Genomic DNA, 19,789 nt, shown 5'->3' on the forward strand with positions numbered 1-19,789 from the left:
TCCGGCGGGCCCGTTGCCTTTTCCTGCCTGCTCGGTCATCGTGAGCGCATGGCGGCCAAGGTCGAAGAGCACCGGATCGGCGACGTGCGCTGGACGATCGTCCGGGGTCCCCGGGAAGCCGCTTTCCGGGCGCTCGGCGAGCACGCGGCCGCGGACATCCGGACCGTCCTCGCCGGACTGGCCGGCTGGCCGGTCGCCGCGCGGGCCCGGCGGTCCCCGGTGCTGTTCCGGGCGGTCGAATCGGCGTCCCAGGTGGACCACCCGGACGCCTACGCCGAGCTGACGGCGCTCGCCGCGGGCGCCGGCGTGCCGTTCGACGACCTGCTGCTGGCCAACCTCCGCGGCGACCTGGGCACCGGCGACGGGACCGGCTGCACCGACCTCGCGTGGGTCGGCGCGCCTTCCCTGCTCGGCCACAACGAGGACGGCCTCCCGGTGTTCGACGGCCTCGGGCGGCTGCTCACGCTGCTGGTCGACGGTGAGCCCGGCGTGTGCGTCTGGTGGTATCCGGGGTTCCTGCCGGCCAACACGTTCACGCTCACTTCGCACGGGCTGGTGTGGGGGATCGACAGCGTCGGCGTCGTCGCGCCGGGGCCGCGCGCGGGGCGGCACTTCGTGGCGCGCTCGGCGCAGCGGGCGACGAACCTGCCCGAGGCCGTGTCGCTGCTGCGCCGCTGCTCTTCGGCGGGCGGGTTCGCTTACACGATGGGCCGGATCGGCGAGCCGGGTGTCACGGTCGTCGAGAAGGCCGGGACCGAGACGGCGGTGCTGACTGTCGCGAGTGGACTTTCCTGGCACACCAACCACTTCCGGCAGCTCCCGCCCCATCTGGACACCGCGCCGGAGGAGAGCCTGCGCCGCGCGGAGGTTTGTGCGCACCTCGCGCCGTCCACACCGGACGCGGCGTGGCTGACGGAGACGTTGACCGGCGGCGTCTTCCGCGACGCGACCGGCGGGGACGAGCTGATGACGTTGAGCACGCTGGTGACGGACCTGGCGACGGGCGAGGTGACGGTGGTTCCCCACGGCGGCAAGCCCCTGCGAGCCCAGGCGGCTTCCCTGACGGCGGGCGAGGTCGACGCCGTCAGCGCTTGACTTCCGGCCGCTGGCCGGAAGCGGTCAAATTCCCTCGCGACCGCGTGGGCGTCGCTAGGTTGGTGTCAGTCCACAGGGGAGGGAACCCATGATCAACCTGAAGCGTGTCTTGGCCGGGATCTTCGTCGCGGCGGTGCTGGGGGCCGCCGGGGCCACCCCGGCGCTCGCGTCCACGGGACCGGACGCCTCGGCGACCGAGTACGGCATGGCGCCGAGCATCGTCGCGGGCGCCTACAAGGCGTGCTGCTGAGCTCAGCCCACCGGCGCCAGGATCTTCTGCGCGTCTTCGCCCGCGAACCACAGGCCGATGGCGAACGCCGCCGTCGCCTCCAGCAGGGCGGCGCGGTCCAGGCCGCCGCCGTGGACCGGGGTGCAGCCGACGTCCCGGACCAGCGTGCGCACCGCGTCGAGCGCCGCCGGGTCGTCGCCGCAGAGCGGGACCGTGAGTGTCCGGGGTGGCGTCCGCCAGACGTCGACGGACGCCAGGTTGAACGCCTTGACGACGTGCGCGCCCGGCGAGGCGGCCGCGATGCGCGAGGCGACCGGGGTGCCCGGCGGCGGGCCGCCGTCCGCGCCCGGCTGGTTGGTGCAGTCGATCAGGACCCGGCCGGGCAGGGGACCCGCGGCGGCGAGCACCTCGAAGACGGCGTCGGTAGGGACGGCGAGCAGCAGCGCTTCGGCCTGCGAAGCCACTTCGCGCCAGGTTCCGCTTCGCGCGTCTAGCTGCTTCGCGAGCGCGTCGGGGCTACGGCCGCTCACCAGCAGCTCGTGGCCCGCGCGCGCCCAGTGCGTGCCGAGCGCCGCCGCCATTCCGCCGGTGCCGAAGATCCCGATCCGCATGCGTCCTCCTTGTGGTTGGCTACCAGCACGACGGTAGGAACCCGGGAAGGAACCGAACGGTAACCATGGACTTCCTCGCCGACTGCCGGACGCGGCTCGCGTTCGACCTGATGGCCAACACGTGGAACCCGGTGGTGGTGTGGGCGCTGCGGGGTGGCCCGGCGCGGCACGGCGAACTGCGTCGCACGATCGGCGGAATCAGCGCGAAGGTGCTCACGGAAACCCTGCGACGCCTGGAGTTCGACGGGCTCGTCGAGCGCCTCGAAGGCGCGTACGCGCTTACGCCGCTGGGGGAGACGCTGCTGGCGCCGATCGAGGGCTTCGGGCGCTGGGCCGCGGAGCACGGCGATGCCGTCGTCGCCGCTCAAGACCGAGCAGCACGATCAGCATGACCAGGGACAACGCGGGCAGCGGGTAGCCGAGCAGAAGGCCGTCGACGACGTCGACCACGGACACGACGACCCCGGCGACGAACACCCAGGTCGGCGCGGCCGGCTGCTTCCCGGCCGGCGCCCACGGCGTCTTCCTCCCCGGCTTCGCGACCGAAAGCCACGCCTGGAAGGAAAGCGCGCTCGCCATGAGCGAGGCGCCGGCGACCTGCAGCCAGCTCGCGGTGGCGGTGTCCGCGGACTCGCGCAGCGCGGGGGAGAGCAGGAAGATCCCGGCGTAGAGCTGGATGAGCGTCAGGGCGAACTTCGTGAGCACCCACCAGTGCCGGAAGTAGCCCCACGCGGTCGCGCCGGCCAGCAGCAGGCCGGTGAAGGCGGAGACGTTCGCCATCGGGGCGAGCAGGGTCGAGTCGAGCCGGTCGGCCATGGCGGTCGCGGCCGCGGCGCGGCCCGGGTCCGTCAAGGCGAGCGACATCAGCACGACGAGGGCGAGGGCCTGGCTCATCCAGGCGACCGACGACACGACGTGCAGCCAGACGACGGCCTGCCGCCACCGCGGGGAAGTTTTCATGCGCTCCAGGCTCGCCGTCGGCGCGGGTGGGCACATCGGGCCCGACCCGGGTTTTGCCCCGGAGCCGCGCCGGTCGCGCCTGCACCCGCGGGGGTACGCGGCGGCGGCGCCCGTACCGCCTCGGGAGTACGGGCACCGAACCCGGATCTCGCGTGATCAGCGGCGGATCTCGCGTGATTGGGCGCGTAACTCGCGTGATTGGAGGGGCATCTCGCGTGACTGGAGGGGCATCACGTGCGGTTGGGTGGGTTTTTGGCGGCCAGGGCCAGGAGGGGGACTGCGGCGGCGGCGTCGGTGATCAGGGTCGAGACCATGCCGGAGCGCAGGACCGCGTCGACCGCTGAAGCCTTCGGGCGGCTGTAGCCCAGGGCGATCACCTCCGGCACCGCCGTCAGCTCCTCGTGGCTGATCGCCAGCACGTGGTGGGCCAGGCCGGTCGACAACGCGTTGCCGGCCGCGTCGAACAGCCGGGCCGCGACCTCCGCCGTCGCGCCGCGGGCCGAGATCGCCGCCCGCTCGGCTTCGTCGAGCGCGTCGTAGACCGTCGATTCGCCCGGCTGCCACGCGCCGATGCTGACCACCGCCTTGGTCAGGTTCTTGAACTGGCCGAACGTCTCCGCGATGCCGGGCTGGCGCCGCAGCGTCTCGGTCGTGCGGCGGTCGGGGAGCACCAGCGGCCCGAAGATCGGGTACGCGTCGCCGCCGGACACCGACGTCACGCGGCTGACCGTCTCGACCGAGCGGCCGCGCATGTCCATCCCGGCCTGCACTCCGCAGAGCTGGACGACCGGGCAGCGCGGCAGCGCCCGGATCGCCTCGGTCATCGCGTTCACCGAGCGCGCCCACGAGAGGCCGACGACATCGTCGGGCCGCACGATCTCCTCCAGCAGCCGGGCGGCCAGCGTCCCGATCTTCGCCCGGACGACTTCCTTCGGTTCCCGCTCGGTTGAGCGCTCCAGCACCAGTGCCCGCTCCAGGCCGTAGGCCGAGCGCACCTCGTCCGACAGCGCCAGGTCCACCGGCGCCGGCAGCGAGAACTCCACCCGGACCAGCCCGGACTCCATGGCGGTGTCGAGCATACGCGCCACCTTGAACCGGCTGACGCCGAACTCGTCGGCGATCTCCAGCTTGGAGCGTCCCTGCACGTAGAAGCGCCGGGCGACGGTCGCGAGCAGCATAGCTTCGGTCAGGGACCCCGGCTTCTTGGTCGTGCTCATATGAGCACTATAGCTAGAAATCCGCCCAAAAGGTTGACGTACTACCGACGTCAGACCTCTAATGCCTTCACAAGTACTCGACGCCATAGGTCAACGCCGCTCATATGAGCGCGAGGAAGGGGTAAGGCATGCGTGCCGCCATCATCGACCGGCCGGGGCAGATCCGAGTCGGCGAGGTGCCCGATCCGAAAGCGGGGGAACGGCAGGTAGTCGTCAAGGTCGGCGCGTGCGGCATCTGCGGCACCGACCTGCACATCGCGGACGGGCACTTCCCGCCCACCCCGTACCCCATCGTCCCCGGGCACGAGTTCGCCGGGGAGATCGTCGAGCTCGGCGCCGACGTGCCGGGCGGCTGGCAGGTCGGCGACCGCGTCGCCGTGGACCCCTCCCTGTTCTGCGGCTACTGCGGCCCGTGCCGCTCGGGCCACGGAAACCTGTGCGCGAACTGGAACGCGACCGGTGACACCGTCGACGGCGCCTTCGCGGAGTTCGTCGCCGTGCCGTCGGCCAACTGCTACCGCATGCCCGACTCGATGACCTGGGAGCAGGGCGCGCTGGTCGAGCCCGTCTCCTGCGCGGTGCACGGCGTGCGCCGCGTCGGCGTCGAGGCCGGCGAGAGCTTCCTCGTGATCGGCGCCGGCACCATGGGCCTGATCATGCAGCAGCTGCTGCAGCGCGCCGGCGCGAACGTCACGGTGGTCGACCGCAACAAAGAGCGCCTGCCCCGCGCGGCCCGCCTCGGCGCCGTCGCCACCGCGTCGGACGTCAGTGAGCTGAACGGCGAGAAGTTCGACGTCGCCGTCGACGCCACCGGCGCCGCCCCGGCCATCGAAGCCGCGTTCGACTCGATCCGCCGCGGCGGCCGGCTGCTCGTCTTCGGTGTCGCCCCGGCCGAAGCCCGCGTCGCGCTGTCGCCGTTCCGGATCTACAACGACGAGATCACCATCGTCGGCTCGATGGCCGTGCTGAACAGCTACGGCGCCGCGCTCGACCTCGTGGCCGGCGGCGCGATCGACACCGAGGAGCTGCTGACCGACCGGCTCCCGCTGGAGCAGTACCCCGAGGCGCTCGCCAAGATGCGCAGCGGCTCGGGCCTCAAGGTGCAGGTCCTCCCGGGAGGTGGCCGTGCGTAAGCTCCTCACGCTCTTCGCCGCGACGTCGCTGCTGGCGACCGGCTGCGCGGGCGCCGGCTCGATCGGCACCGGTAACTCGACGCTCGTCATCGCGATCGTGTCGAACCCGCAGATGAAGGACGCGATCTCGCTCGCCCCGGAGTTCGAGAAGGCGACGGGGATCAACCTCAAGTTCGTGTCGCTGCCGGAAAACCAGGCCCGCGCCAAGATCACCGCGTCGACGGCCACCGAGGGCGGCGAGTTCGACGTCGTGATGATCAGCAACTACGAGGCCCCGCAGTGGGCGGCCAACGGCTGGCTCGAGAACCTCGAACCACACATGGCGGCCACCCAGGGCTACGACGAAGGCGACTTCATCCCCAGCATCAAGCAGTCGCTGTCGTACCAGAACCAGATGTACGCGGTGCCGTTCTACGGTGAGTCGTCGTTCCTGGCCTACCGCAAGGACCTCTTCGAGAAGGCCGGGATCACCATGCCGGCCAAGCCGACCTGGCAGCAGGTCGCGGAGTACGCCGCCAAGCTCGACGACAAGGCCGACGGCGTCGCGGGCATCTGCCTGCGCGGCAAGCCCGGCTGGGGTGAGAGCCTCGCGCCGTTCAGCACGGTGGCCAACACCTTCGGCGCCCGGTACTTCGACAAGGACTGGAACGCCAAGCTGACGTCGCCGGAGTTCAAGGCGGCCGCGGACTTCTACGTGAACCTGATCCGCGACCACGGCGAGGTCGGCGCCTCCAGCGCCGGGTTCTCCGAGTGCGGCACGCGCTACACCCAGGGCCAGGCCGCGATGTGGTACGACGCCACGGTCATGGCCGGCACCAACGAGGACCCGTCGAGCAGCAAGATCGTCGGCAAGTCCGGGTACGCGCCGGCGCCGGTCGTCAAGACCCAGGCCAGCGGCTGGCTCTACACCTGGGCGCTCGGCATCCCCAAGGTCGCCAAGGACAAGGACGCGGCCTGGAAGTTCATGGCCTGGATGACCGACAAGGCGTACGTGCAGAAGGTCGGCGCGGCCTACGGCTGGAACCGCGTCCCGCCGGGCGTGCGTCAGTCCACTTACGACATCCCCGACTACGCGAAGGCCGCGCAGGCCTACGCGAAGCCGACGCTGGACGGCATCGCGGACGCGAACCAGCAGAAGGCCATGGCGAACCCGGTGCCCTACCCCGGCATCCAGTTCGTCGGCATCCCGGAGTTCCAGGACCTGGGCACCCGGGTGAGCCAGCAGCTGTCGGCGGCGATCGCCGGCCGCGAGTCGGTAGACGACGCCCTGAAGCAGTCCCAGGACTACGCCCAGACGGTGGGCGATTCCTACAAGGCGGTGCAGTGATGTCCACCCTGTCGGTAGACACGCCCAAGTCCCACACGCACGCGAAGGCCGAGGAGAAGAAAGGCCTGAGCACCGCGGCCAAGCGGCGGCTCCCGCTGCTGCCGGCGCTGATCTTCGTCATCGCGGTGACGCAGCTGCCGTTCCTGCTGACGGTGTTCTACTCGTTCCAGTCGTGGAACCTGGTCCGGTCGGGTTCGCGGCACTTCGTCGGCCTCGCCAACTACGTCGACGTCTTCAGTGACACGACGTTCCTGGTCGCGCTGCTCAACACCGTGCTGCTGACGGTGGTGTGCGTGCTCGTCGCGCTGCTGCTCGGCCTCGGCCTCGCGATCCTGCTGGACCGGAAGTTCTTCGGCCGCGGTGTGGTCCGGACGCTGCTGATCACGCCGTTCCTCATCCTGCCGGCGGCCGGCGCGCTGCTGTGGAAGACGACGATGTTCGACCCGACCTACGGGTTGCTGCACTTCGTCTTCGGCACCGACGTCGACTGGCTTTCGGAGTTCCCGCTGGCCTCGGTGATGGCGCAGATCGTGTGGCAGTGGACGCCGTTCATGATGCTGCTGATCCTGGCCGGCCTGCAGAGCCAGTCCAAAGAGGTCCTCGAAGCGGCCTCTGTGGACGGTGCGAGCCGGTGGCGCACGTTCGTCTCCATCACGCTGCCGCACCTGTCGAGGTTCCTGCAGCTGGCGACCCTGCTGGGCGCGATCTACATCGTGAACAGCTTCGACGCGATCTTCCTGATGACGCAGGGCGGGCCGGGCACGGCCAGCACCAACCTGCCGTACTACATCTACCAGCGCGCGTTCGAGGGCTTCGACGTCGGCCAGTCGTCGGCGATGGGTGTCATCGTCGTGATCCTGACGATGATCGTCGCGACCTTCGCCCTGCGCTTGATGTTCCGCACCTTCTCGGTGGACGGAGGCGTCAAATGACCACCCTCGAAACCCGCCCGTCGCCGGCTGCGACCGCGGCTCCGGCCCGCAAGCCGAAGCGCAAGGTCGGCCCCGGCTCGCTCACGTTCGTCACGTGGGTGATCGCGATCCTGTTCGTCTTCCCGCTGCTGTGGATGATCCTCACGGCGTTCAAGCAGGAGGCCGACGCCTACACCGACCCGCCGAAGCTGTTCTTCAGCCCGACGTTCGACCAGATCGCGAACGTGCTGAAGGGCGGGTTCCTGCCCTACCTGTCGAACTCGGCGTTCGTCACCGTGCTTTCGACGCTGCTGGTGCTGCTCCTCGGCATCCCCGCGGCCTACGCCCTGTCGCTGGCGCCGGTGAAGAAGACGTCGAACGCGCTGGGTTTCTTCCTCTCGACGAAGATGCTGCCGATCGTCGCGGCGATCATCCCGCTGTACATCATCTCCCAGAACACCGAGCTGCTGGACACGGTGTGGGCGCTGGTCATCCTCTACACGTCGATGAACCTGCCGCTGGCCATCTGGATGATGCGGTCGTTCTTCCTGGAAGTGCCGCACGAGATGATCGAAGCGGGCCGCATCGACGGCGCCAACCTGCCGACGCTGCTGCGCAAGATCATCATGCCGGTGGTCGCGCCCGGGATCGCGGCGACCGCGCTGATCTGCGTGATCTTCTCCTGGACCGAGTTCTTCTACGCGGTCAACCTGACGGCGGCGCGCGCCGGCACCGTGCCGGTGTTCCTCGTCGGGTTCATCACCAGTGAGGGCCTGTACTGGGCCCAGCTTTCAGCCGCCGCGCTGCTGGCTTCGCTGCCGGTGATGATCGTCGGCTGGATCGCGCAGAACCACCTCGTCCGGGGCCTCTCGATGGGAGCGGTGAAGTAGTCATGGCAGCAGTCAGTTACGAAGAGGCGTCGCGGATCTACCCGGGTGCTTCGACCGTTCGCGCGGTGGACAAGCTCGACCTCTCGGTGCCGGACGGCGAGTTCCTCGTGCTGGTCGGGCCCTCGGGCTCGGGCAAGTCGACGGCGCTGCGGATGCTCGCCGGGCTCGAGGACGTCAACGAGGGCGCCATCCGCATCGGCGACCGCGACGTCACGAACCTGCCGCCGAAGGACCGCGACATCGCGATGGTGTTCCAGTCCTACGCGCTGTACCCGCACATGACGGTCGCCGACAACATGGGCTTCGCGCTCAAGCTGCGTGGAATGTCCTCTTCGGACATCTCTGCTCGTGTGGGCGAAGCGGCGAAGATGCTGGACCTGACCCGCTTTTTGGACCGCAAGCCCAAGGCGTTGTCCGGCGGCCAGCGGCAGCGCGTCGCGATGGGGCGGGCGATCGTCCGCGAGCCGAGCGTGTTCCTGATGGACGAGCCACTGTCCAACTTGGACGCGAAGCTGCGGGTGGAGACCCGCGCGAACATCGCCCAGCTGCAGCAGCGGCTCGGGACGACGACCATCTACGTCACGCACGACCAGGTCGAGGCCATGACGATGGGCGACCGGGTTGCGGTGCTCCGGGACGGTGTGCTGCAGCAGTGCGCGTCACCGCGGGAGCTGTACGAGAACCCGACGAACTCCTTCGTGGCGGGGTTCATCGGCTCGCCGGCGATGAACCTGGCGACGCTGCCGCTGACCGAAGGCGGCGTCAAGCTGGGCGACGTCACGCTGCCGCTGCCGCGTTCGGTGCTGTCGGCCGCGGGTGACCTGCGCGAGGTCGTCTTCGGCGTGCGTCCGGAGTCGCTGGAGCTGGTCTCCGAAGGCGGCTTCGAGCTGGTCGTCGAGCTCGTGGAGGAGCTGGGCGCGGACGCGTACCTGCACGGCAAGGTCGGCGACGACCGGTTCGTCGTCCGGGTCGACGGCCGCACACCGCCGCGCATGGGTGACAACGTGCGCGTCGGCCTGCGCGGCGAAGGCGAGACCCACGCCTTCAACCCGGAGACGACCCTGCGTCTCTCCTGAGAGCTGCGGCCACCTCGCGGGAAACCCCTTGCCCGCGAGGTGGCCGTTCCCCTCACTCCTGCAGCGAAAGCGCCTGGCTCGGGCAGACGTGCACCGCTTCGCGGGCCTTCTCGACCAGCTCGCCCTCGGGCGTCTCGTTCAGGACGATGACCGTGCCGTCGTCCTCGCTCTGGTCGAACAGCGCGGGCTCGGTGAGCACGCACTGACCCGCGCCGACGCACTTGCCGGTGTCCGCGATGATCTTCATGGTTCTTCTCTCCTGTGGTGGGATGGCAGGTTCGATCTCTACCAGGTCACCGGCAGCCGGTACAGGCCGTAGATGTTCGCGTCGTCCTTGAACGGCAGGTCGTCGACGTCCGCGCCCAGCGCCAGGGTCGGGATGCGGCGGAAGAGCGTGTCGAAGACGATCTGCAGCTCCATCCGGGCCAGGTTCTGGCCGAGGCACTGGTGCGGGCCGAAGCCGAACGCGACGTGGTGGCGCGCGCCGCGCTCGATGTCCAGCTCGTCGGCGTTTTCGAACGCCCGCGGGTCGCGGTTCGCCGAGTAACCCAGCGCCAGCACACCCTCCCCGGCGCGGATCAGCTGCCCGCCGACCTCGACGTCCTCGACGCACAGCCGCGCCGTGGCCGCGTCCACGATCGTCCAGTACCGCAGCATCTCCTCGACGGCGTCGAGCGTCTTGCCCGGGTCGGCCTTGATCGCCGCGAGCTGCTCCGGGTTGCGCAGGAACGCCACGGTGGACAGCGAGATCATGTTCGCCGTCGTCTCGTGCCCGGCCACCAGCAGCAGGAAGCCGGTTGCGGCGAGCGAGGCGCGCCGGTAGGTGCCGTCCTCGCGGAGCTTGACGATCTGCCGGCCGAGCAGGTCGTCCGGCGGGTTGTCCTCCTTCTCCGCGATGAGGTCTTCCATGTACCCGCGGATGGTGTCGAACGCCGCCCGCCGCTCCTCCGGCGTCGTGGAGCGCTTGATCAGCTTCGCGGTGTGTTCCTGGAAGAAGTCGTGGTCGGTGTACGGGACGCCGAGCATCTCGCAGATCACCAGCGACGGCACCGGCAGCGACAGCGCCTCGACCAGGTCACCCGGCTTCGGCCCGGCCAGCAGCGTGTCGATCTGCCCGTCGACGATCTCCTGGATCCGCGGCCGCAGCGCCTCCATCCGCCGCACGGTGAACTCGCCGAGCACGGCCTTGCGGGCCGGCCCGTGCTCGGGCGCGTCCATGGTGATCATGGTGCGCTCGTCACCCTGGCGCCGGAACCCGCCCTTGACCAGCTGCGGGAAGTCCGGGTGCTGCCGGTCGGCGCTGAAGCGCCGGTCGTTCAGCACGGTCCGGACGTCCTCGTGGCGGGTGACCACCCAGGCCCAGCCGCCGTCGGGCAGCCCGGCCTTCGAAACGGGGTCCCCTTCGCGGATCTCCTCGTACGCCGGAGGCGGCGCGAACGGGCAGGTGCGGGTCATCGGGAATTCGTGCTTCTCGACAGTCGTCATGACTTCCCCCTCTTCACCAGGTCACGGGCAGGCAGTACAGACCGAAGATCGACGAGTCGTGCTTGAACGGCAGCTGCTCGACCGGCGCGGCCAGCTTCAGCTCCGGGAGGCGGCGGAAGAGCGTGTCGAAGACGATCTGCAGCTCCATCCGGGCCAGGTTCTGGCCGAGGCACTGGTGCGGGCCGAAGCCGAACGCGACGTGGTGGCGCGCGCCGCGCTCGAGGTCGAGCTCGTCGGCGTTCTCGAACGCCTCTTCGTCGCGGTTGCCGGAGTAGCTCAGGCCCAGCACGCCCTCGCCCTCGCGGATCAGCTGCCCGCCGATCTCGACGTCCGAGGTGGCGACGCGCGAGGTCGCGAACTCCGCAATCGTGAAGTACCGGAGCAGCTCCTCGACGGCGTCGAGCGTCTTGCCGGGGTCGTTCTTGATGATCTCGAGCTGGTCCGGGTTCTCCAGCAGCGCGACGGTGCCGAGCGAGATCATGTTCGCCGTCGTCTCGTGCCCGGCGATGAGCAGCAGGAACGCCAGCGAGACGAGCGAGTCGTGGTCGGCGTCACCGTGCTCTTCGCGCTGCTTGACGATCTGGCGGCCGAGCAGGTCGTCGGTCGGGTCGGCCTCCTTGGTGGCGACCAGCTGGTCGAGGTACTCCTGCAGCTCGTCGACGGCCTGGATCCGGCTCTCCTGGTCGATCTCCCGGTTGAGCAGCTTCGAGCTGCGGACCTGGAAGAAGTCGTGGTCGCGGTAGGGCACGCCGAGCAGCTCGCAGATGACCAGCGACGGCACCGGCAGGGAGAGCGCGGTGACCAGGTCGGCGGGCTTCGGGCCGGCCAGGATCGCGTCGATGTGCTCGTCGACGATCTGCTGGATCCGCGGCTGCAGCGCCTTCATGCGCTTGACGGTGAACTCGCCGACGACCTCGCGGCGGGCCGCGCCGTGCTCCGGCGGGTCCATGTTGATCAGCGACGCCGTGAAGTTCCGCCGCCGCTGCGGCCGGCCGGACTTGAACAGGACCGGGAAGCCCGGGTTGAACCGGTCGGAGCTGAACCGCGGGTCGGTCAGCATCTGCCGGACCTCTTCCAGGCGGGTGATCGCCCAGGCTTCCGACCCGTCCGGGAGGGCGACACGCTGGACCGGGCCCGCTTCGCGGAGCCTGTCGTAGGCCGGCGGCGGCGCGAACGGACAGGTGCGGGCGAGCGGGAAGACTTCGTCCTTCGTGGTGGGATCGGCGACTTCGGTCATATCGGGCCCCCTAAAACGGACTTACAGTATGCGGAGGATTACATTCCGGTTCCTCATCCCAAGGTACCGAAGCGGAAGGAAGTCGTCCACTAGCTAACGGGTGACTCACTCGAGTCCGAGTGCGTGGCCCCTTGGCCATGCGAGAATCACCCCGCGCGATCCAGCGAGAGGCGAACGGCATGACGGCAGACCCCGAGACCACCCTGCGGGCGGACGCGCGGCGCAACCGCGACCAGATCCTCGCCGCCGCGAAGAGCATCTTCGCCGCTTCCGGTCCCGAGGTGCCGATGGAGGAGATCGCCCGCGCGGCCGGCGTCGGCGTCGGCACGCTCTACCGGCGGTTCCCGGACCGCGACGCGCTGGTCCGCGCCGTCGCGATGGACAACTTCGAGCGCGTGCTGATCGACGCCCACCGGATCGCCGGTGAAGAGACGTCGGCGTGGAACGCGCTGTCCCGGCTGCTGCGGCAGTCGGTGGAGCTGCAGCTGAGCATCCAGCTGGCGATGGTGTCCCACCGCGCGCTCGTCATCCTGAAGGGCGACCCGGAGGTCCGGCGCCTGCGGGAGGAGATCCTGGTGGTGGTGGACGAGCTCGTCCGCGGCGCCCAGGCCGAGGGCCGGCTCCGCGAGGACGTCGGCGCGGGCGACATCGCGATCCTCTTCGCGACGCTGCTGCGGCAGGTGCGGGCGAAGGTGCCGGAAGTGGCGGAGCTGGCGGCCCGCCGCTGTGTCGGGATCATGATCGACGGGCTCAGCGCGCGGCCGGGAACCGAACTGCCCGGCCGGCCGATCACTTCCGGCGACCTGGACCCCGGGGACTGAATTTCCGCGGTTTTCGGGGTAGTGTTCTTGTTCTGCAGGAATTGCTACCGCCGGGCGGGAAAATGCGAGCTGTGCTGTTGGTCATTTGCGGGCTCGTGCTCGCCGGGTGCAGTGCCGCTCCCGAGCCGGTCGCGTCGTCGAGTTCGGTCGCGGCGCCTTCGTCCGCCCCCGCACCACCTTCGGTGCAGGCGGTCCCGAGCTGCACGTCGCCGGAGTTCACCACCAGCGAGACCGACGGCGGCTGGGACAACGGCGGCTACTACGTCCACAACAACATGTGGAATGCGGACGAAGCGGGCCCGGAAACGCTGCGCGCGTGCGCGTACAACAACTGGTACGTCGATTCCACCCAGCCGTCGACAACGTCGGTGAAAACCTATCCGAACGTGCACAAGGACATCAACAACCTCGACGGGAAACCGTTCGACGGGTATTCGACGATCAAGTCGACGTTCGCCGGCCGCGGCCCGGGCGTGGGCATCTACGACGTGGCGTACGACGTGTGGCTGAACGGCGTCGGCGACGGCGACGGGGTCACCGAGCTGATGGTGTGGACGGAGAACCTGAAGCAGGTCCCCTCCGGTGACCAGGTGGAGACGTACTCGGCCGGCGGCCAGACCTACGACGTCTGGATGAAGGACGGGTACGTGGCGTTCGTGTCCCAGACGACGCAGTACTCGGGCGCCGTCGACCTCAAGGCGATGATCGCCTGGTCGATCGGCAAGGGCTACATCCCGGCGAACCCGACGGTGAACCAGATCGGCTACGGCATCGAGTTCTGCTCGACCGGCGGCGGCCAGGCCCGGTTCACGCTGACGGACTTCTCGGTGACGATGAGCTAGAGCCGGTAGGCCCGGCGCACGGAAACCGAGGTCACCCCGCCGGCGACCAGGGTGTCGCCCGCGCCGAGAAAGATCAGCCCGAAGTAGACGAGCGGGTGGTGCCCGACGGCGCGGCCACGCCGAGCCGGACCAGGGCGGTCCAGCCGGCGAGGGCCACGAGGACGGCGAGAACTCCCGTTGTCGCCTGCGTTCAGACGCCGATCGGGTGCCAGACGGTCTTCGCCTCCAGGTACCGCCGCAGCCGCGACAGGTCGGGCGCCGACGTCCAGTCCGGCTCCGCCTCCGGCACCGTCAGCACCCGCTTCACCGTGTTCGCCGCTTCGCGCGCCAGCTCCGGGCGGTCCGCCGGGGCGGCTCCCGTCGGGTCCAGCGCGTTGACGTCTCCGTGCGACGCCAGCCAGGAGCCCAGCTCCGCCGCCCGGCCCGTCAGGATGTTCGCCACGCCGCCCGGGACGTCCGACGTCGCCAGGACCTCCGACAGGGTGATCGCCGGCAGCGGGCGCTCCGCGCTCGAGACCACCACCGCCGTCGAGCCGGTGGCCAGGACCGGGGCCAGGACCTCGACCAGGCCCAGCAGCGACGACTGCTGCGGCGCCAGGATGCCGACCACACCCGTCGGCTCCGGGACCGTGAACGAGAAGTACGGGCCCGCCACCGGGTTGGCAGCGCCGAGGACCGTCGCGATCTTGTCCGTCCAGCCCGCGTACCAGACCCAGCGGTCGATCGCGGCGTCCACCAGGGACTCGGCCTTCTTCGGGGCCAGACCCTCCGAAGTGGACACTTCGGCGACGAACTGGTCGCGGCGGCCTTCCAGCACCTCGGCCACCCGGTACAGGACCTGGCCGCGGTTGTAGGCCGTGGCGGAAGACCAGCCGGGGAACGCCTTCCGGGCCGCCACCACGGCGTCGCGGACGTCCTTGCGGGACGCGTGCGCCGCGTTCGCCAGGAACTTGCCCTTCGGGTCCGTCACCGGGTAGACCCGGCCGGACTCCGAACGCGGGAACTTGCCGCCGACGTACAGCTTGTACGTCTTGGCGACGGAGATGCGATCAGACATCGAGGTAAGCCTCCAGCCCGGTGCGGCCGCCTTCGCGCCCGAAGCCGGATTCCTGGTAGCCGCCGAAGGGGGCGGTGGGGTCGAAGCGGTTGAACGTGTTGGCCCAGACCACGCCGGCGCGCAGCTGGTTCGCCATCCACAGGATGCGCGAGCCCTTCTCGGTCCAGATCCCGGCCGAAAGCCCGTACGGCGTGTTGTTCGCCTTCGCGACAGCCTCATCCGGCGTGCGGAACGTCAGCACCGACAGCACCGGCCCGAAGATCTCCTCGCGCGCGATCCGCATCGACTGGTGGACGTTCGCGAACACCGTCGGGGCGAAGAAGAACCCGCGGTCGGGCACCGGGCAGGGGCTGGTCCAGCGCTGCGCGCCCTCGGCGTCGCCCGCCTCGACGAGCCCGCGGATCTTCGCCAGCTGCTCGGCCGAGTTGATCGCGCCGACGTCGGTGTTCTTGTCGAGCGGGTCGCCGAGCCGCAGCGTCGAGACGCGGTAGCGGAGCTTCTCCAGCACCTCTTCGGCGACGGACTCCTGCACCAGCAGCCGCGAGCCCGCGCAGCAGACGTGGCCCTGGTTGAAGAAGATGCCGTTGACGATGCCCTCGACCGCCTGGTCGAGCGGCGCGTCCTCGAACACGACGTTCGCGGCCTTGCCGCCCAGCTCCAGCGTCAGCTTCTTCGGCGTGCCCGCGACCTGGCGCTGGATCGCCTTGCCGACCTCGGTCGAGCCGGTGAAGGCGATCTTGTTGATGTCGCCGTGCTCCACGATGGCCGCGCCGATGTCACCCGCGCCGGGCAGGATGTTCACCACGCCCGGCGGCAGCTCGGCCTGCTGGCAGATCTCCGCGAACACCAGCGCGGTCAACGGCGTCGTCTCGGCCGGCTTGAGGACCACGGTGTTGCCGGTGGCCAGCGCGGGGGCGATCTTCCAGGCCAGCATCAGCAGCGGGAAGTTCCACGGGATGATCTGGCCCGCGACACCCAGCGGCTTCGGGTTGGGGCCGTAGCCCGCGTAGTCCAGCTTGTCGGCCCAGCCCGCGTGGTAGAAGAAGTGCGCGGCGGCCGTCGGGATGTCGGAGTCGCGCGACTCCTTGATCGGCTTGCCGTTGTCGAGGCTTTCCAGCACCGCCAGCTCGCGCGAGCGTTCCTGGATCAGCCGCGCGATGCGGAAGAGGTACTTCGCGCGCTCGCTGCCCGGCATCTTCGACCAGACGGTGTTGTAGGCCTTGCGCGCGGCCTTGACCGCGGTGTCCACATCGGACTTCGACGCGGTGCCGACCTCGGCCAGGACCTCTTCGGTGGCCGGGTTGATCGTCTTGAGCGGCTCACCCGAGCCGTCGACGAACTCGCCGTTGACGAACGGCTTGTAGTGGTCCTTGAGGTTCGCGATGGCGCGCGACTCGGGCGCCGGTGCGTACTCGAAAACAGGCATCAGTCCACCGTCACGTAGTCGGGGCCGCTGTAGTGGCCGTCCACCTGGGTGCGGCGCTGCAGCAGCAGGTCGTTGAGCAGGCTGGACGCGCCGAAGCGGAACAGGTCCGGGGTCAGCCAGTGCTCGCCGGCGACCTCGTGCACGGCGACCAGGTACTTGATCGCGTCCTTCGTGGTCCGGATGCCGCCCGCGGGCTTGACGCCGCGCAGCTCGCCGGTCTGGACGTGCCAGTCGTGGACTGCCTGCAGCATGATGTGCGTGACCGGCAGTGTCGCGGCGGGGGAGACCTTGCCGGTGGACGTCTTGATGAAGTCACCGCCGGCCAGCAGCGCCAGCCACGACGCGCGGCGCACGTTGTCGTAGGTCGCCAGCTCGCCGGTCTCGAGGATGACCTTCAGGTGGGCATCGCCGCAGGCGGCCTTGATCGCCTGGATTTCTTCGAAGACGTCCATGTAGCGGCCCTCGAGGAAGGCGCCGCGGTCGATCACCATGTCGACTTCGTGCGCGCCCGCGTCGACGGCGATCTTGGTGTCGGCCAGCTTGATCTCGCGGCTCGTGCGCCCGGCGGGGAAGCCGGTGGCGACGCTCGCGACGTGCACACCGCTGCCCTTGAGCGCTTCGACGGCGGTGGCGACCATGTCCGGGTACACGCAAACGGCGGCGACGCGCGGGGTGTCCTGGCGCTCGGGATCGGGGCGGACGGCCTTCGCTGCGAGCGCCCGGACCTTGCCGTGGGTGTCGGCGCCCTCCAGCGTGGTCAGGTCGACCATGGAGATGGCGGTGTCGATGGCCCACCGCTTGGCGTCCTTCTTGATGCTGCGCGTGCCGAGGCCTGCCGCGCGCTGCTCGACGCCGACTTGGTCGACACCGGGCAGCCCGAGCAGGAACCGGCGCAGGCTCGCTTCGTCGCGAGTCGCGTCCACCAGCGGCGCCGGGGTGGCCGGCGCCGCTGACGTGCTGGTCGTGGCTGTCATGGGCCTGAGTCTAGGCGGCGGGTCCGACAGCGCGCGGGGTCCGGCGGGAGGTCACCCGGTGTGACGTTCTCGGCGGCGTGTGTCACGTGGAGATGGGGTAAAAGTCAACGATCGTGGCTCTTTGTGGCACACTTCGGTGGACGACATCCGACCTGCGCGAGGAGCTGAGATGTCCGCTTTGCCGGACTGGATGGACCTGTCGTCCGCGGGGCTGAGTGTGGACGATTACGATGCGTTGCCAGAAGAAATCTGCCGTCGCATCGAGATCGTTGATGGAGCCATCGTCGTGAACCCGGCACCGCGTCGTCCGCACCAGATCTTCGCCAGGCGGCTGGCGAACGTGCTGGAAGCTGCCTGCGGCCCCGGCTTCGAAGTGGCTACCGATGTCGATCTTCGGTTACGCGACGTGCCGCTGCTCAACCGACGGCCTGACGTCGTGGTGTACAGCTCGAGCTTGCCGGGCGAGGCCGTGCTCAGGCCGACGCACTGCGCCCTCGTGGTCGAGGTCATGTCGCCCGGCTCGGTCACCGCCGACCAGATCGACAAGCCCGGCGAGTACGCCGCCGGTGGGATCCAGCACTTCTGGCGCGTCGAGAACACCGACGACCCCGAGAAGCTGCGCGTGTTCCGCTATCAGCTCGACCCGACCACCACGACCTACACGCCCGCGGCTGTGCATGATGGGCCGTTCACCGTGACCGATCCGTTCACGGTGAACGTCGACTTGGCCGAGCTGCTCTAAGCGCCTTCGATCTGCGGCGGCTCCGACCGCTTCGCCGGCTTCCGGTACACGACGACCCCGCCCCAGAACCCGAGTCCGTTGATCTTCACCGTCGGCGCGGTCGGCGGAGCCGGGGGTGCTCCCGACTTGTCCTCCAGCACGAAGCCGCCCATGAAGCCGATGCCCGTCACGTCGACGTTGATGTCGTCGGGCACCGTGATCTGGATGCCGCCCATGATGGCGACCGCCGTGATCGTGCAGTGCTTGTCCGCGAAGCGGGCCTGGCGCAGGTCGATCTCCGCGCCGCCCCAGAAGGCGAAGCTGTTGTGCTGCGGGGGCAGGACCCAGCTGCCCTTGCGGATCGCGCCCGACAGGACGCCGATCGACACCGGGGAGCCCGGGTGGCCGCCGATCCGCTGGTCCGGGAAGCCCAGTGCGCGGGTAATCGCCGGCTCGACCGCCGCCGACGACGTCGGCAGGTCGGCCGTCACCGGCTTGAGCTCGCCGATCGTTTTCGCCTCGTAAACCGTGGTCAGCCGCTCCTCCAGCTCGTTCACGGTGATCCGCCCTTCGGAGAGGGCGTTGTGCAGCACCTGGGCGACGCGCTCACGGTCGGCGTCGGAGGCCCGCATCTGGTCGGGCGTCAGTTCGCTCACCCGGGGCAGCCTAGCGGCGAAAACCACGCACCGTGTCCATCTTCTGGAGGACACTGGGCCGATGGTCGAATTCCCTGACGGCGTCCAGGTCCGCGGGCGCGGGCTGGGGCGCCCGCGGCCCGCCGGACCCGAGCCCGACTTCGGGCTTTACCTGGGCACCAGCCGCTTGCGGCGCAAGCACGGCGGCGGCATCACCTGGCCACACGAATGGGTCACCTGGCCGGACTTCCTGCTGCCCGTCGACCCCGCCGACGCCCGCGAAAAGATCAAGGCGCTCCACGAGCGGGCGAAGGTCGAAACCGTCGAAGTCGCCTGCTACGGCGGCGCGGGCCGCACCGGCACGGTCATGGCCTGCCTGGCGATCCTTTCCGGCGTCCCCGCGGACCGGGCCGTCGCCTGGGTGCGTGAGCACTACAACGAACGCGCCGTCGAAACGCCCTGGCAGCGCGGCTGGGTGAAAAGGTTCGCGGACCGGCTAAGTTGACCCGCATGGATGTGCACGTCGTCGACCACCCCCTCGCGAAGGCCCGGCTCTCCACGATGCGCGACGCGCGCACCGACAGCGCCGCGTTCCGGGCCGCGCTGCACGAGCTGACCGTCATGCTGGTCTACGAAGCCACGCGCGACGTGCCGGTGAAGACCGAGCGGATCCACACGCCGGTCGCGCGCACCGAGGGGTACAAGCTGGCCAGCCCGCCGCTGCTGGTCCCGGTGCTGCGGGCCGGGCTGGGCATGGCCGACCAGGCGCACAAGCTGATCCCGGACGCGCAGATGGGCTTCGTCGGCCTCGCGCGCGACGAGGAGACGCTCAAGCCGACGCCGTACCTGGAGTCGCTGCCGGAGTCACTGGCCGACCGGCCGGTCATGGTGCTCGACCCGATGCTCGCCACCGGCGGCTCGATGGAGTACACGATCCGGCTGCTCACCGACCGCGGCGCCGCCGACGTCACGGCCATCTGCGCGCTGGCCGCGCCGGAAGGCCTGGCCCACCTGGAGAAGACCGGCCTGCCGGTCCGGGTCGTCACGGCCAGCATCGACGAGCGCCTCAACGACTCGGGCTTCATCGTCCCGGGCCTCGGCGACGCGGGTGACCGCCAGTACGGCGCTGTCTAGGCCGTTGC

Annotated in this window: 23 protein-coding genes; 13 read left to right on the forward strand and 10 right to left on the reverse strand. The window is 69.8% G+C overall.

Annotated features, from left to right (window positions below; all coding sequences use genetic code 11):
• Positions 1-48: 48 nt before the first annotated feature.
• Entirely contained in the window at positions 49-1,095 is a 1,047-nt protein-coding gene (locus ACZ61C_RS20690; RefSeq protein WP_465308975.1) for a C45 family autoproteolytic acyltransferase/hydolase, read from the forward strand.
• A gap of 88 nt (positions 1,096-1,183) precedes the next feature.
• Positions 1,184-1,345 carry a hypothetical protein gene (locus tag ACZ61C_RS20695; protein ID WP_465308977.1) on the forward strand — a complete coding sequence of 54 codons (162 nt, stop codon included), beginning with the start codon at positions 1,184-1,186 and terminating at the stop codon, positions 1,343-1,345.
• A 2-nt stretch (positions 1,346-1,347) separates the two neighbouring features.
• Here the strand turns inward: ACZ61C_RS20695 and ACZ61C_RS20700 are convergent, their stop codons facing one another.
• Positions 1,348-1,935, reverse strand: a complete 588-nt coding sequence (locus ACZ61C_RS20700; RefSeq protein ID WP_465308979.1) for an NADPH-dependent F420 reductase — start codon at positions 1,933-1,935, stop codon at positions 1,348-1,350.
• Between the two features lie 65 nt (positions 1,936-2,000).
• On the opposite strand from ACZ61C_RS20700, the gene ACZ61C_RS20705 reads away from it, so the two are divergent.
• A complete protein-coding gene (locus ACZ61C_RS20705) occupies positions 2,001-2,327 on the forward strand; it encodes a winged helix-turn-helix transcriptional regulator (RefSeq protein ID WP_465308981.1) in 327 nt (108 codons plus the stop codon).
• On the opposite strand, the gene ACZ61C_RS20710 is transcribed toward ACZ61C_RS20705, so the two are convergent.
• Positions 2,215-2,895 carry a hypothetical protein gene (locus tag ACZ61C_RS20710; RefSeq protein ID WP_465308983.1) on the reverse strand — a complete coding sequence of 227 codons (681 nt, stop codon included), beginning with the start codon at positions 2,893-2,895 and terminating at the stop codon, positions 2,215-2,217. The two genes, ACZ61C_RS20705 and ACZ61C_RS20710, sit on opposite strands and share 113 nt — an antisense overlap.
• 230 nt (positions 2,896-3,125) lie before the next feature.
• Entirely contained in the window at positions 3,126-4,112 is a 987-nt protein-coding gene (locus ACZ61C_RS20715) for a sugar-binding transcriptional regulator (RefSeq protein WP_465308985.1), read from the reverse strand.
• Positions 4,113-4,240: 128 nt separating this feature from the next.
• Between ACZ61C_RS20715 and ACZ61C_RS20720 the strand changes: the two genes are divergently transcribed.
• The 5 genes from ACZ61C_RS20720 to ACZ61C_RS20740 are packed head-to-tail and all read left to right on the forward strand — an operon-like array spanning position 4,241 to position 9,449.
• Entirely contained in the window at positions 4,241-5,245 is a 1,005-nt protein-coding gene (locus tag ACZ61C_RS20720) for a zinc-dependent alcohol dehydrogenase family protein (RefSeq protein WP_465308987.1), read from the forward strand.
• On the forward strand, positions 5,232-6,572 hold the full coding sequence (locus tag ACZ61C_RS20725; RefSeq protein WP_465308989.1) for an ABC transporter substrate-binding protein: 1,341 nt from the start codon (positions 5,232-5,234) through the stop codon (positions 6,570-6,572). Before ACZ61C_RS20720 ends, ACZ61C_RS20725 begins: the two co-directional genes overlap by 14 nt.
• On the forward strand, positions 6,572-7,504 hold the full coding sequence (locus tag ACZ61C_RS20730) for a carbohydrate ABC transporter permease (RefSeq protein ID WP_465308991.1): 933 nt from the start codon (positions 6,572-6,574) through the stop codon (positions 7,502-7,504). The genes ACZ61C_RS20725 and ACZ61C_RS20730 overlap by 1 nt, the downstream gene beginning before the upstream one ends.
• Positions 7,501-8,373, forward strand: coding sequence for a carbohydrate ABC transporter permease (locus tag ACZ61C_RS20735; RefSeq protein WP_465308993.1), 873 nt, complete (start codon positions 7,501-7,503; stop codon positions 8,371-8,373). Before ACZ61C_RS20730 ends, ACZ61C_RS20735 begins: the two co-directional genes overlap by 4 nt.
• A 2-nt stretch (positions 8,374-8,375) precedes the next feature.
• Positions 8,376-9,449, forward strand: a complete 1,074-nt coding sequence (locus ACZ61C_RS20740) for an ABC transporter ATP-binding protein (RefSeq protein ID WP_465308995.1) — start codon at positions 8,376-8,378, stop codon at positions 9,447-9,449.
• A 52-nt stretch (positions 9,450-9,501) separates the two neighbouring features.
• Here the strand turns inward: ACZ61C_RS20740 and ACZ61C_RS20745 are convergent, their stop codons facing one another.
• Genes ACZ61C_RS20745 through ACZ61C_RS20755 form a run of 3 tightly spaced genes read right to left on the reverse strand, consistent with a single transcriptional unit; the run spans position 9,502 to position 12,171 of the window.
• On the reverse strand, positions 9,502-9,696 hold the full coding sequence (locus ACZ61C_RS20745; protein ID WP_290056061.1) for a ferredoxin: 195 nt from the start codon (positions 9,694-9,696) through the stop codon (positions 9,502-9,504).
• Positions 9,697-9,734: 38 nt separating this feature from the next.
• Positions 9,735-10,934: a cytochrome P450 gene (locus ACZ61C_RS20750; RefSeq protein WP_465308997.1), complete on the reverse strand. Its 1,200-nt coding sequence runs from the start codon at positions 10,932-10,934 to the stop codon at positions 9,735-9,737.
• 13 nt (positions 10,935-10,947) lie between these two features.
• Positions 10,948-12,171, reverse strand: a complete 1,224-nt coding sequence (locus ACZ61C_RS20755) for a cytochrome P450 (protein ID WP_465308999.1) — start codon at positions 12,169-12,171, stop codon at positions 10,948-10,950.
• A gap of 179 nt (positions 12,172-12,350) precedes the next feature.
• On the opposite strand from ACZ61C_RS20755, the gene ACZ61C_RS20760 reads away from it, so the two are divergent.
• Together ACZ61C_RS20760 and ACZ61C_RS20765 are read left to right on the forward strand one after the other, a co-directional pair.
• Positions 12,351-12,992, forward strand: coding sequence for a TetR/AcrR family transcriptional regulator (locus ACZ61C_RS20760; protein ID WP_465309001.1), 642 nt, complete (start codon positions 12,351-12,353; stop codon positions 12,990-12,992).
• Between the two features lie 62 nt (positions 12,993-13,054).
• Positions 13,055-13,834 carry a GH12 family glycosyl hydrolase domain-containing protein gene (locus ACZ61C_RS20765; RefSeq protein ID WP_465309003.1) on the forward strand — a complete coding sequence of 260 codons (780 nt, stop codon included), beginning with the start codon at positions 13,055-13,057 and terminating at the stop codon, positions 13,832-13,834.
• 190 nt (positions 13,835-14,024) lie between these two features.
• Here the strand turns inward: ACZ61C_RS20765 and ACZ61C_RS20770 are convergent, their stop codons facing one another.
• The 3 genes from ACZ61C_RS20770 to deoC are packed head-to-tail and all read right to left on the reverse strand — an operon-like array spanning position 14,025 to position 17,291.
• Entirely contained in the window at positions 14,025-14,891 is an 867-nt protein-coding gene (locus ACZ61C_RS20770; RefSeq protein ID WP_465309005.1) for an aldehyde dehydrogenase family protein, read from the reverse strand.
• On the reverse strand, positions 14,884-16,317 hold the full coding sequence (locus ACZ61C_RS20775; RefSeq protein ID WP_465309007.1) for an aldehyde dehydrogenase family protein: 1,434 nt from the start codon (positions 16,315-16,317) through the stop codon (positions 14,884-14,886). The genes ACZ61C_RS20770 and ACZ61C_RS20775 overlap by 8 nt, the downstream gene beginning before the upstream one ends.
• Positions 16,317-17,291: a deoxyribose-phosphate aldolase gene (gene deoC, locus ACZ61C_RS20780; RefSeq protein ID WP_465309009.1), complete on the reverse strand. Its 975-nt coding sequence runs from the start codon at positions 17,289-17,291 to the stop codon at positions 16,317-16,319. The genes ACZ61C_RS20775 and deoC overlap by 1 nt, the downstream gene beginning before the upstream one ends.
• A gap of 169 nt (positions 17,292-17,460) precedes the next feature.
• Between deoC and ACZ61C_RS20785 the strand changes: the two genes are divergently transcribed.
• A complete protein-coding gene (locus ACZ61C_RS20785; RefSeq protein ID WP_465309011.1) occupies positions 17,461-18,033 on the forward strand; it encodes a Uma2 family endonuclease in 573 nt (190 codons plus the stop codon).
• Here ACZ61C_RS20785 and ACZ61C_RS20790 read toward each other — a convergent pair.
• Positions 18,030-18,644, reverse strand: coding sequence for a DUF1707 SHOCT-like domain-containing protein (locus tag ACZ61C_RS20790; RefSeq protein WP_465309435.1), 615 nt, complete (start codon positions 18,642-18,644; stop codon positions 18,030-18,032). The genes ACZ61C_RS20785 and ACZ61C_RS20790 overlap by 4 nt on opposite strands.
• Positions 18,645-18,729: 85 nt before the next feature.
• Between ACZ61C_RS20790 and ACZ61C_RS20795 the strand changes: the two genes are divergently transcribed.
• Complete coding sequence (locus ACZ61C_RS20795; protein WP_465309013.1) at positions 18,730-19,152, forward strand: protein-tyrosine phosphatase family protein; 423 nt, start codon at positions 18,730-18,732, stop codon at positions 19,150-19,152.
• A gap of 5 nt (positions 19,153-19,157) precedes the next feature.
• A complete protein-coding gene (gene upp, locus ACZ61C_RS20800; RefSeq protein WP_465309015.1) occupies positions 19,158-19,781 on the forward strand; it encodes a uracil phosphoribosyltransferase in 624 nt (207 codons plus the stop codon).
• The last annotated feature ends 8 nt before the right edge of the window (positions 19,782-19,789 follow it).

This window comes from Amycolatopsis sp. NPDC104587 (genome assembly GCF_055583645.1).

What these genes read in the sequence shown, in the direction of transcription:
- ACZ61C_RS20730 (WP_465308991.1), top strand. Translation starts at nt 6,572, where the DNA reads ATGTCCACCCTGTCGGTAGACACGCCCAAGTCCCACACGCACGCGAAG.
- ACZ61C_RS20785 (WP_465309011.1), top strand. Translation starts at nt 17,461, where the DNA reads ATGTCCGCTTTGCCGGACTGGATGGACCTGTCGTCCGCGGGGCTGAGT.
- ACZ61C_RS20795 (WP_465309013.1), top strand. Translation starts at nt 18,730, where the DNA reads ATGGTCGAATTCCCTGACGGCGTCCAGGTCCGCGGGCGCGGGCTGGGG.
- upp (WP_465309015.1), top strand. Translation starts at nt 19,158, where the DNA reads ATGGATGTGCACGTCGTCGACCACCCCCTCGCGAAGGCCCGGCTCTCC.
- ACZ61C_RS20750 (WP_465308997.1), bottom strand. Translation starts at nt 10,934, where the DNA reads ATGACGACTGTCGAGAAGCACGAATTCCCGATGACCCGCACCTGCCCG.
- ACZ61C_RS20770 (WP_465309005.1), bottom strand. Translation starts at nt 14,891, where the DNA reads ATGTCTGATCGCATCTCCGTCGCCAAGACGTACAAGCTGTACGTCGGC.
- ACZ61C_RS20695 (WP_465308977.1), top strand. Translation starts at nt 1,184, where the DNA reads ATGATCAACCTGAAGCGTGTCTTGGCCGGGATCTTCGTCGCGGCGGTG.
- ACZ61C_RS20710 (WP_465308983.1), bottom strand. Translation starts at nt 2,895, where the DNA reads ATGAAAACTTCCCCGCGGTGGCGGCAGGCCGTCGTCTGGCTGCACGTC.
- ACZ61C_RS20745 (WP_290056061.1), bottom strand. Translation starts at nt 9,696, where the DNA reads ATGAAGATCATCGCGGACACCGGCAAGTGCGTCGGCGCGGGTCAGTGC.
- ACZ61C_RS20760 (WP_465309001.1), top strand. Translation starts at nt 12,351, where the DNA reads ATGACGGCAGACCCCGAGACCACCCTGCGGGCGGACGCGCGGCGCAAC.
- deoC (WP_465309009.1), bottom strand. Translation starts at nt 17,291, where the DNA reads ATGACAGCCACGACCAGCACGTCAGCGGCGCCGGCCACCCCGGCGCCG.
- ACZ61C_RS20755 (WP_465308999.1), bottom strand. Translation starts at nt 12,171, where the DNA reads ATGACCGAAGTCGCCGATCCCACCACGAAGGACGAAGTCTTCCCGCTC.
- ACZ61C_RS20715 (WP_465308985.1), bottom strand. Translation starts at nt 4,112, where the DNA reads ATGAGCACGACCAAGAAGCCGGGGTCCCTGACCGAAGCTATGCTGCTC.
- ACZ61C_RS20775 (WP_465309007.1), bottom strand. Translation starts at nt 16,317, where the DNA reads ATGCCTGTTTTCGAGTACGCACCGGCGCCCGAGTCGCGCGCCATCGCG.
- ACZ61C_RS20735 (WP_465308993.1), top strand. Translation starts at nt 7,501, where the DNA reads ATGACCACCCTCGAAACCCGCCCGTCGCCGGCTGCGACCGCGGCTCCG.
- ACZ61C_RS20700 (WP_465308979.1), bottom strand. Translation starts at nt 1,935, where the DNA reads ATGCGGATCGGGATCTTCGGCACCGGCGGAATGGCGGCGGCGCTCGGC.
- ACZ61C_RS20705 (WP_465308981.1), top strand. Translation starts at nt 2,001, where the DNA reads ATGGACTTCCTCGCCGACTGCCGGACGCGGCTCGCGTTCGACCTGATG.
- ACZ61C_RS20720 (WP_465308987.1), top strand. Translation starts at nt 4,241, where the DNA reads ATGCGTGCCGCCATCATCGACCGGCCGGGGCAGATCCGAGTCGGCGAG.
- ACZ61C_RS20690 (WP_465308975.1), top strand. Translation starts at nt 49, where the DNA reads ATGGCGGCCAAGGTCGAAGAGCACCGGATCGGCGACGTGCGCTGGACG.
- ACZ61C_RS20765 (WP_465309003.1), top strand. Translation starts at nt 13,055, where the DNA reads ATGCGAGCTGTGCTGTTGGTCATTTGCGGGCTCGTGCTCGCCGGGTGC.
- ACZ61C_RS20740 (WP_465308995.1), top strand. Translation starts at nt 8,376, where the DNA reads ATGGCAGCAGTCAGTTACGAAGAGGCGTCGCGGATCTACCCGGGTGCT.
- ACZ61C_RS20790 (WP_465309435.1), bottom strand. Translation starts at nt 18,644, where the DNA reads ATGCGGGCCTCCGACGCCGACCGTGAGCGCGTCGCCCAGGTGCTGCAC.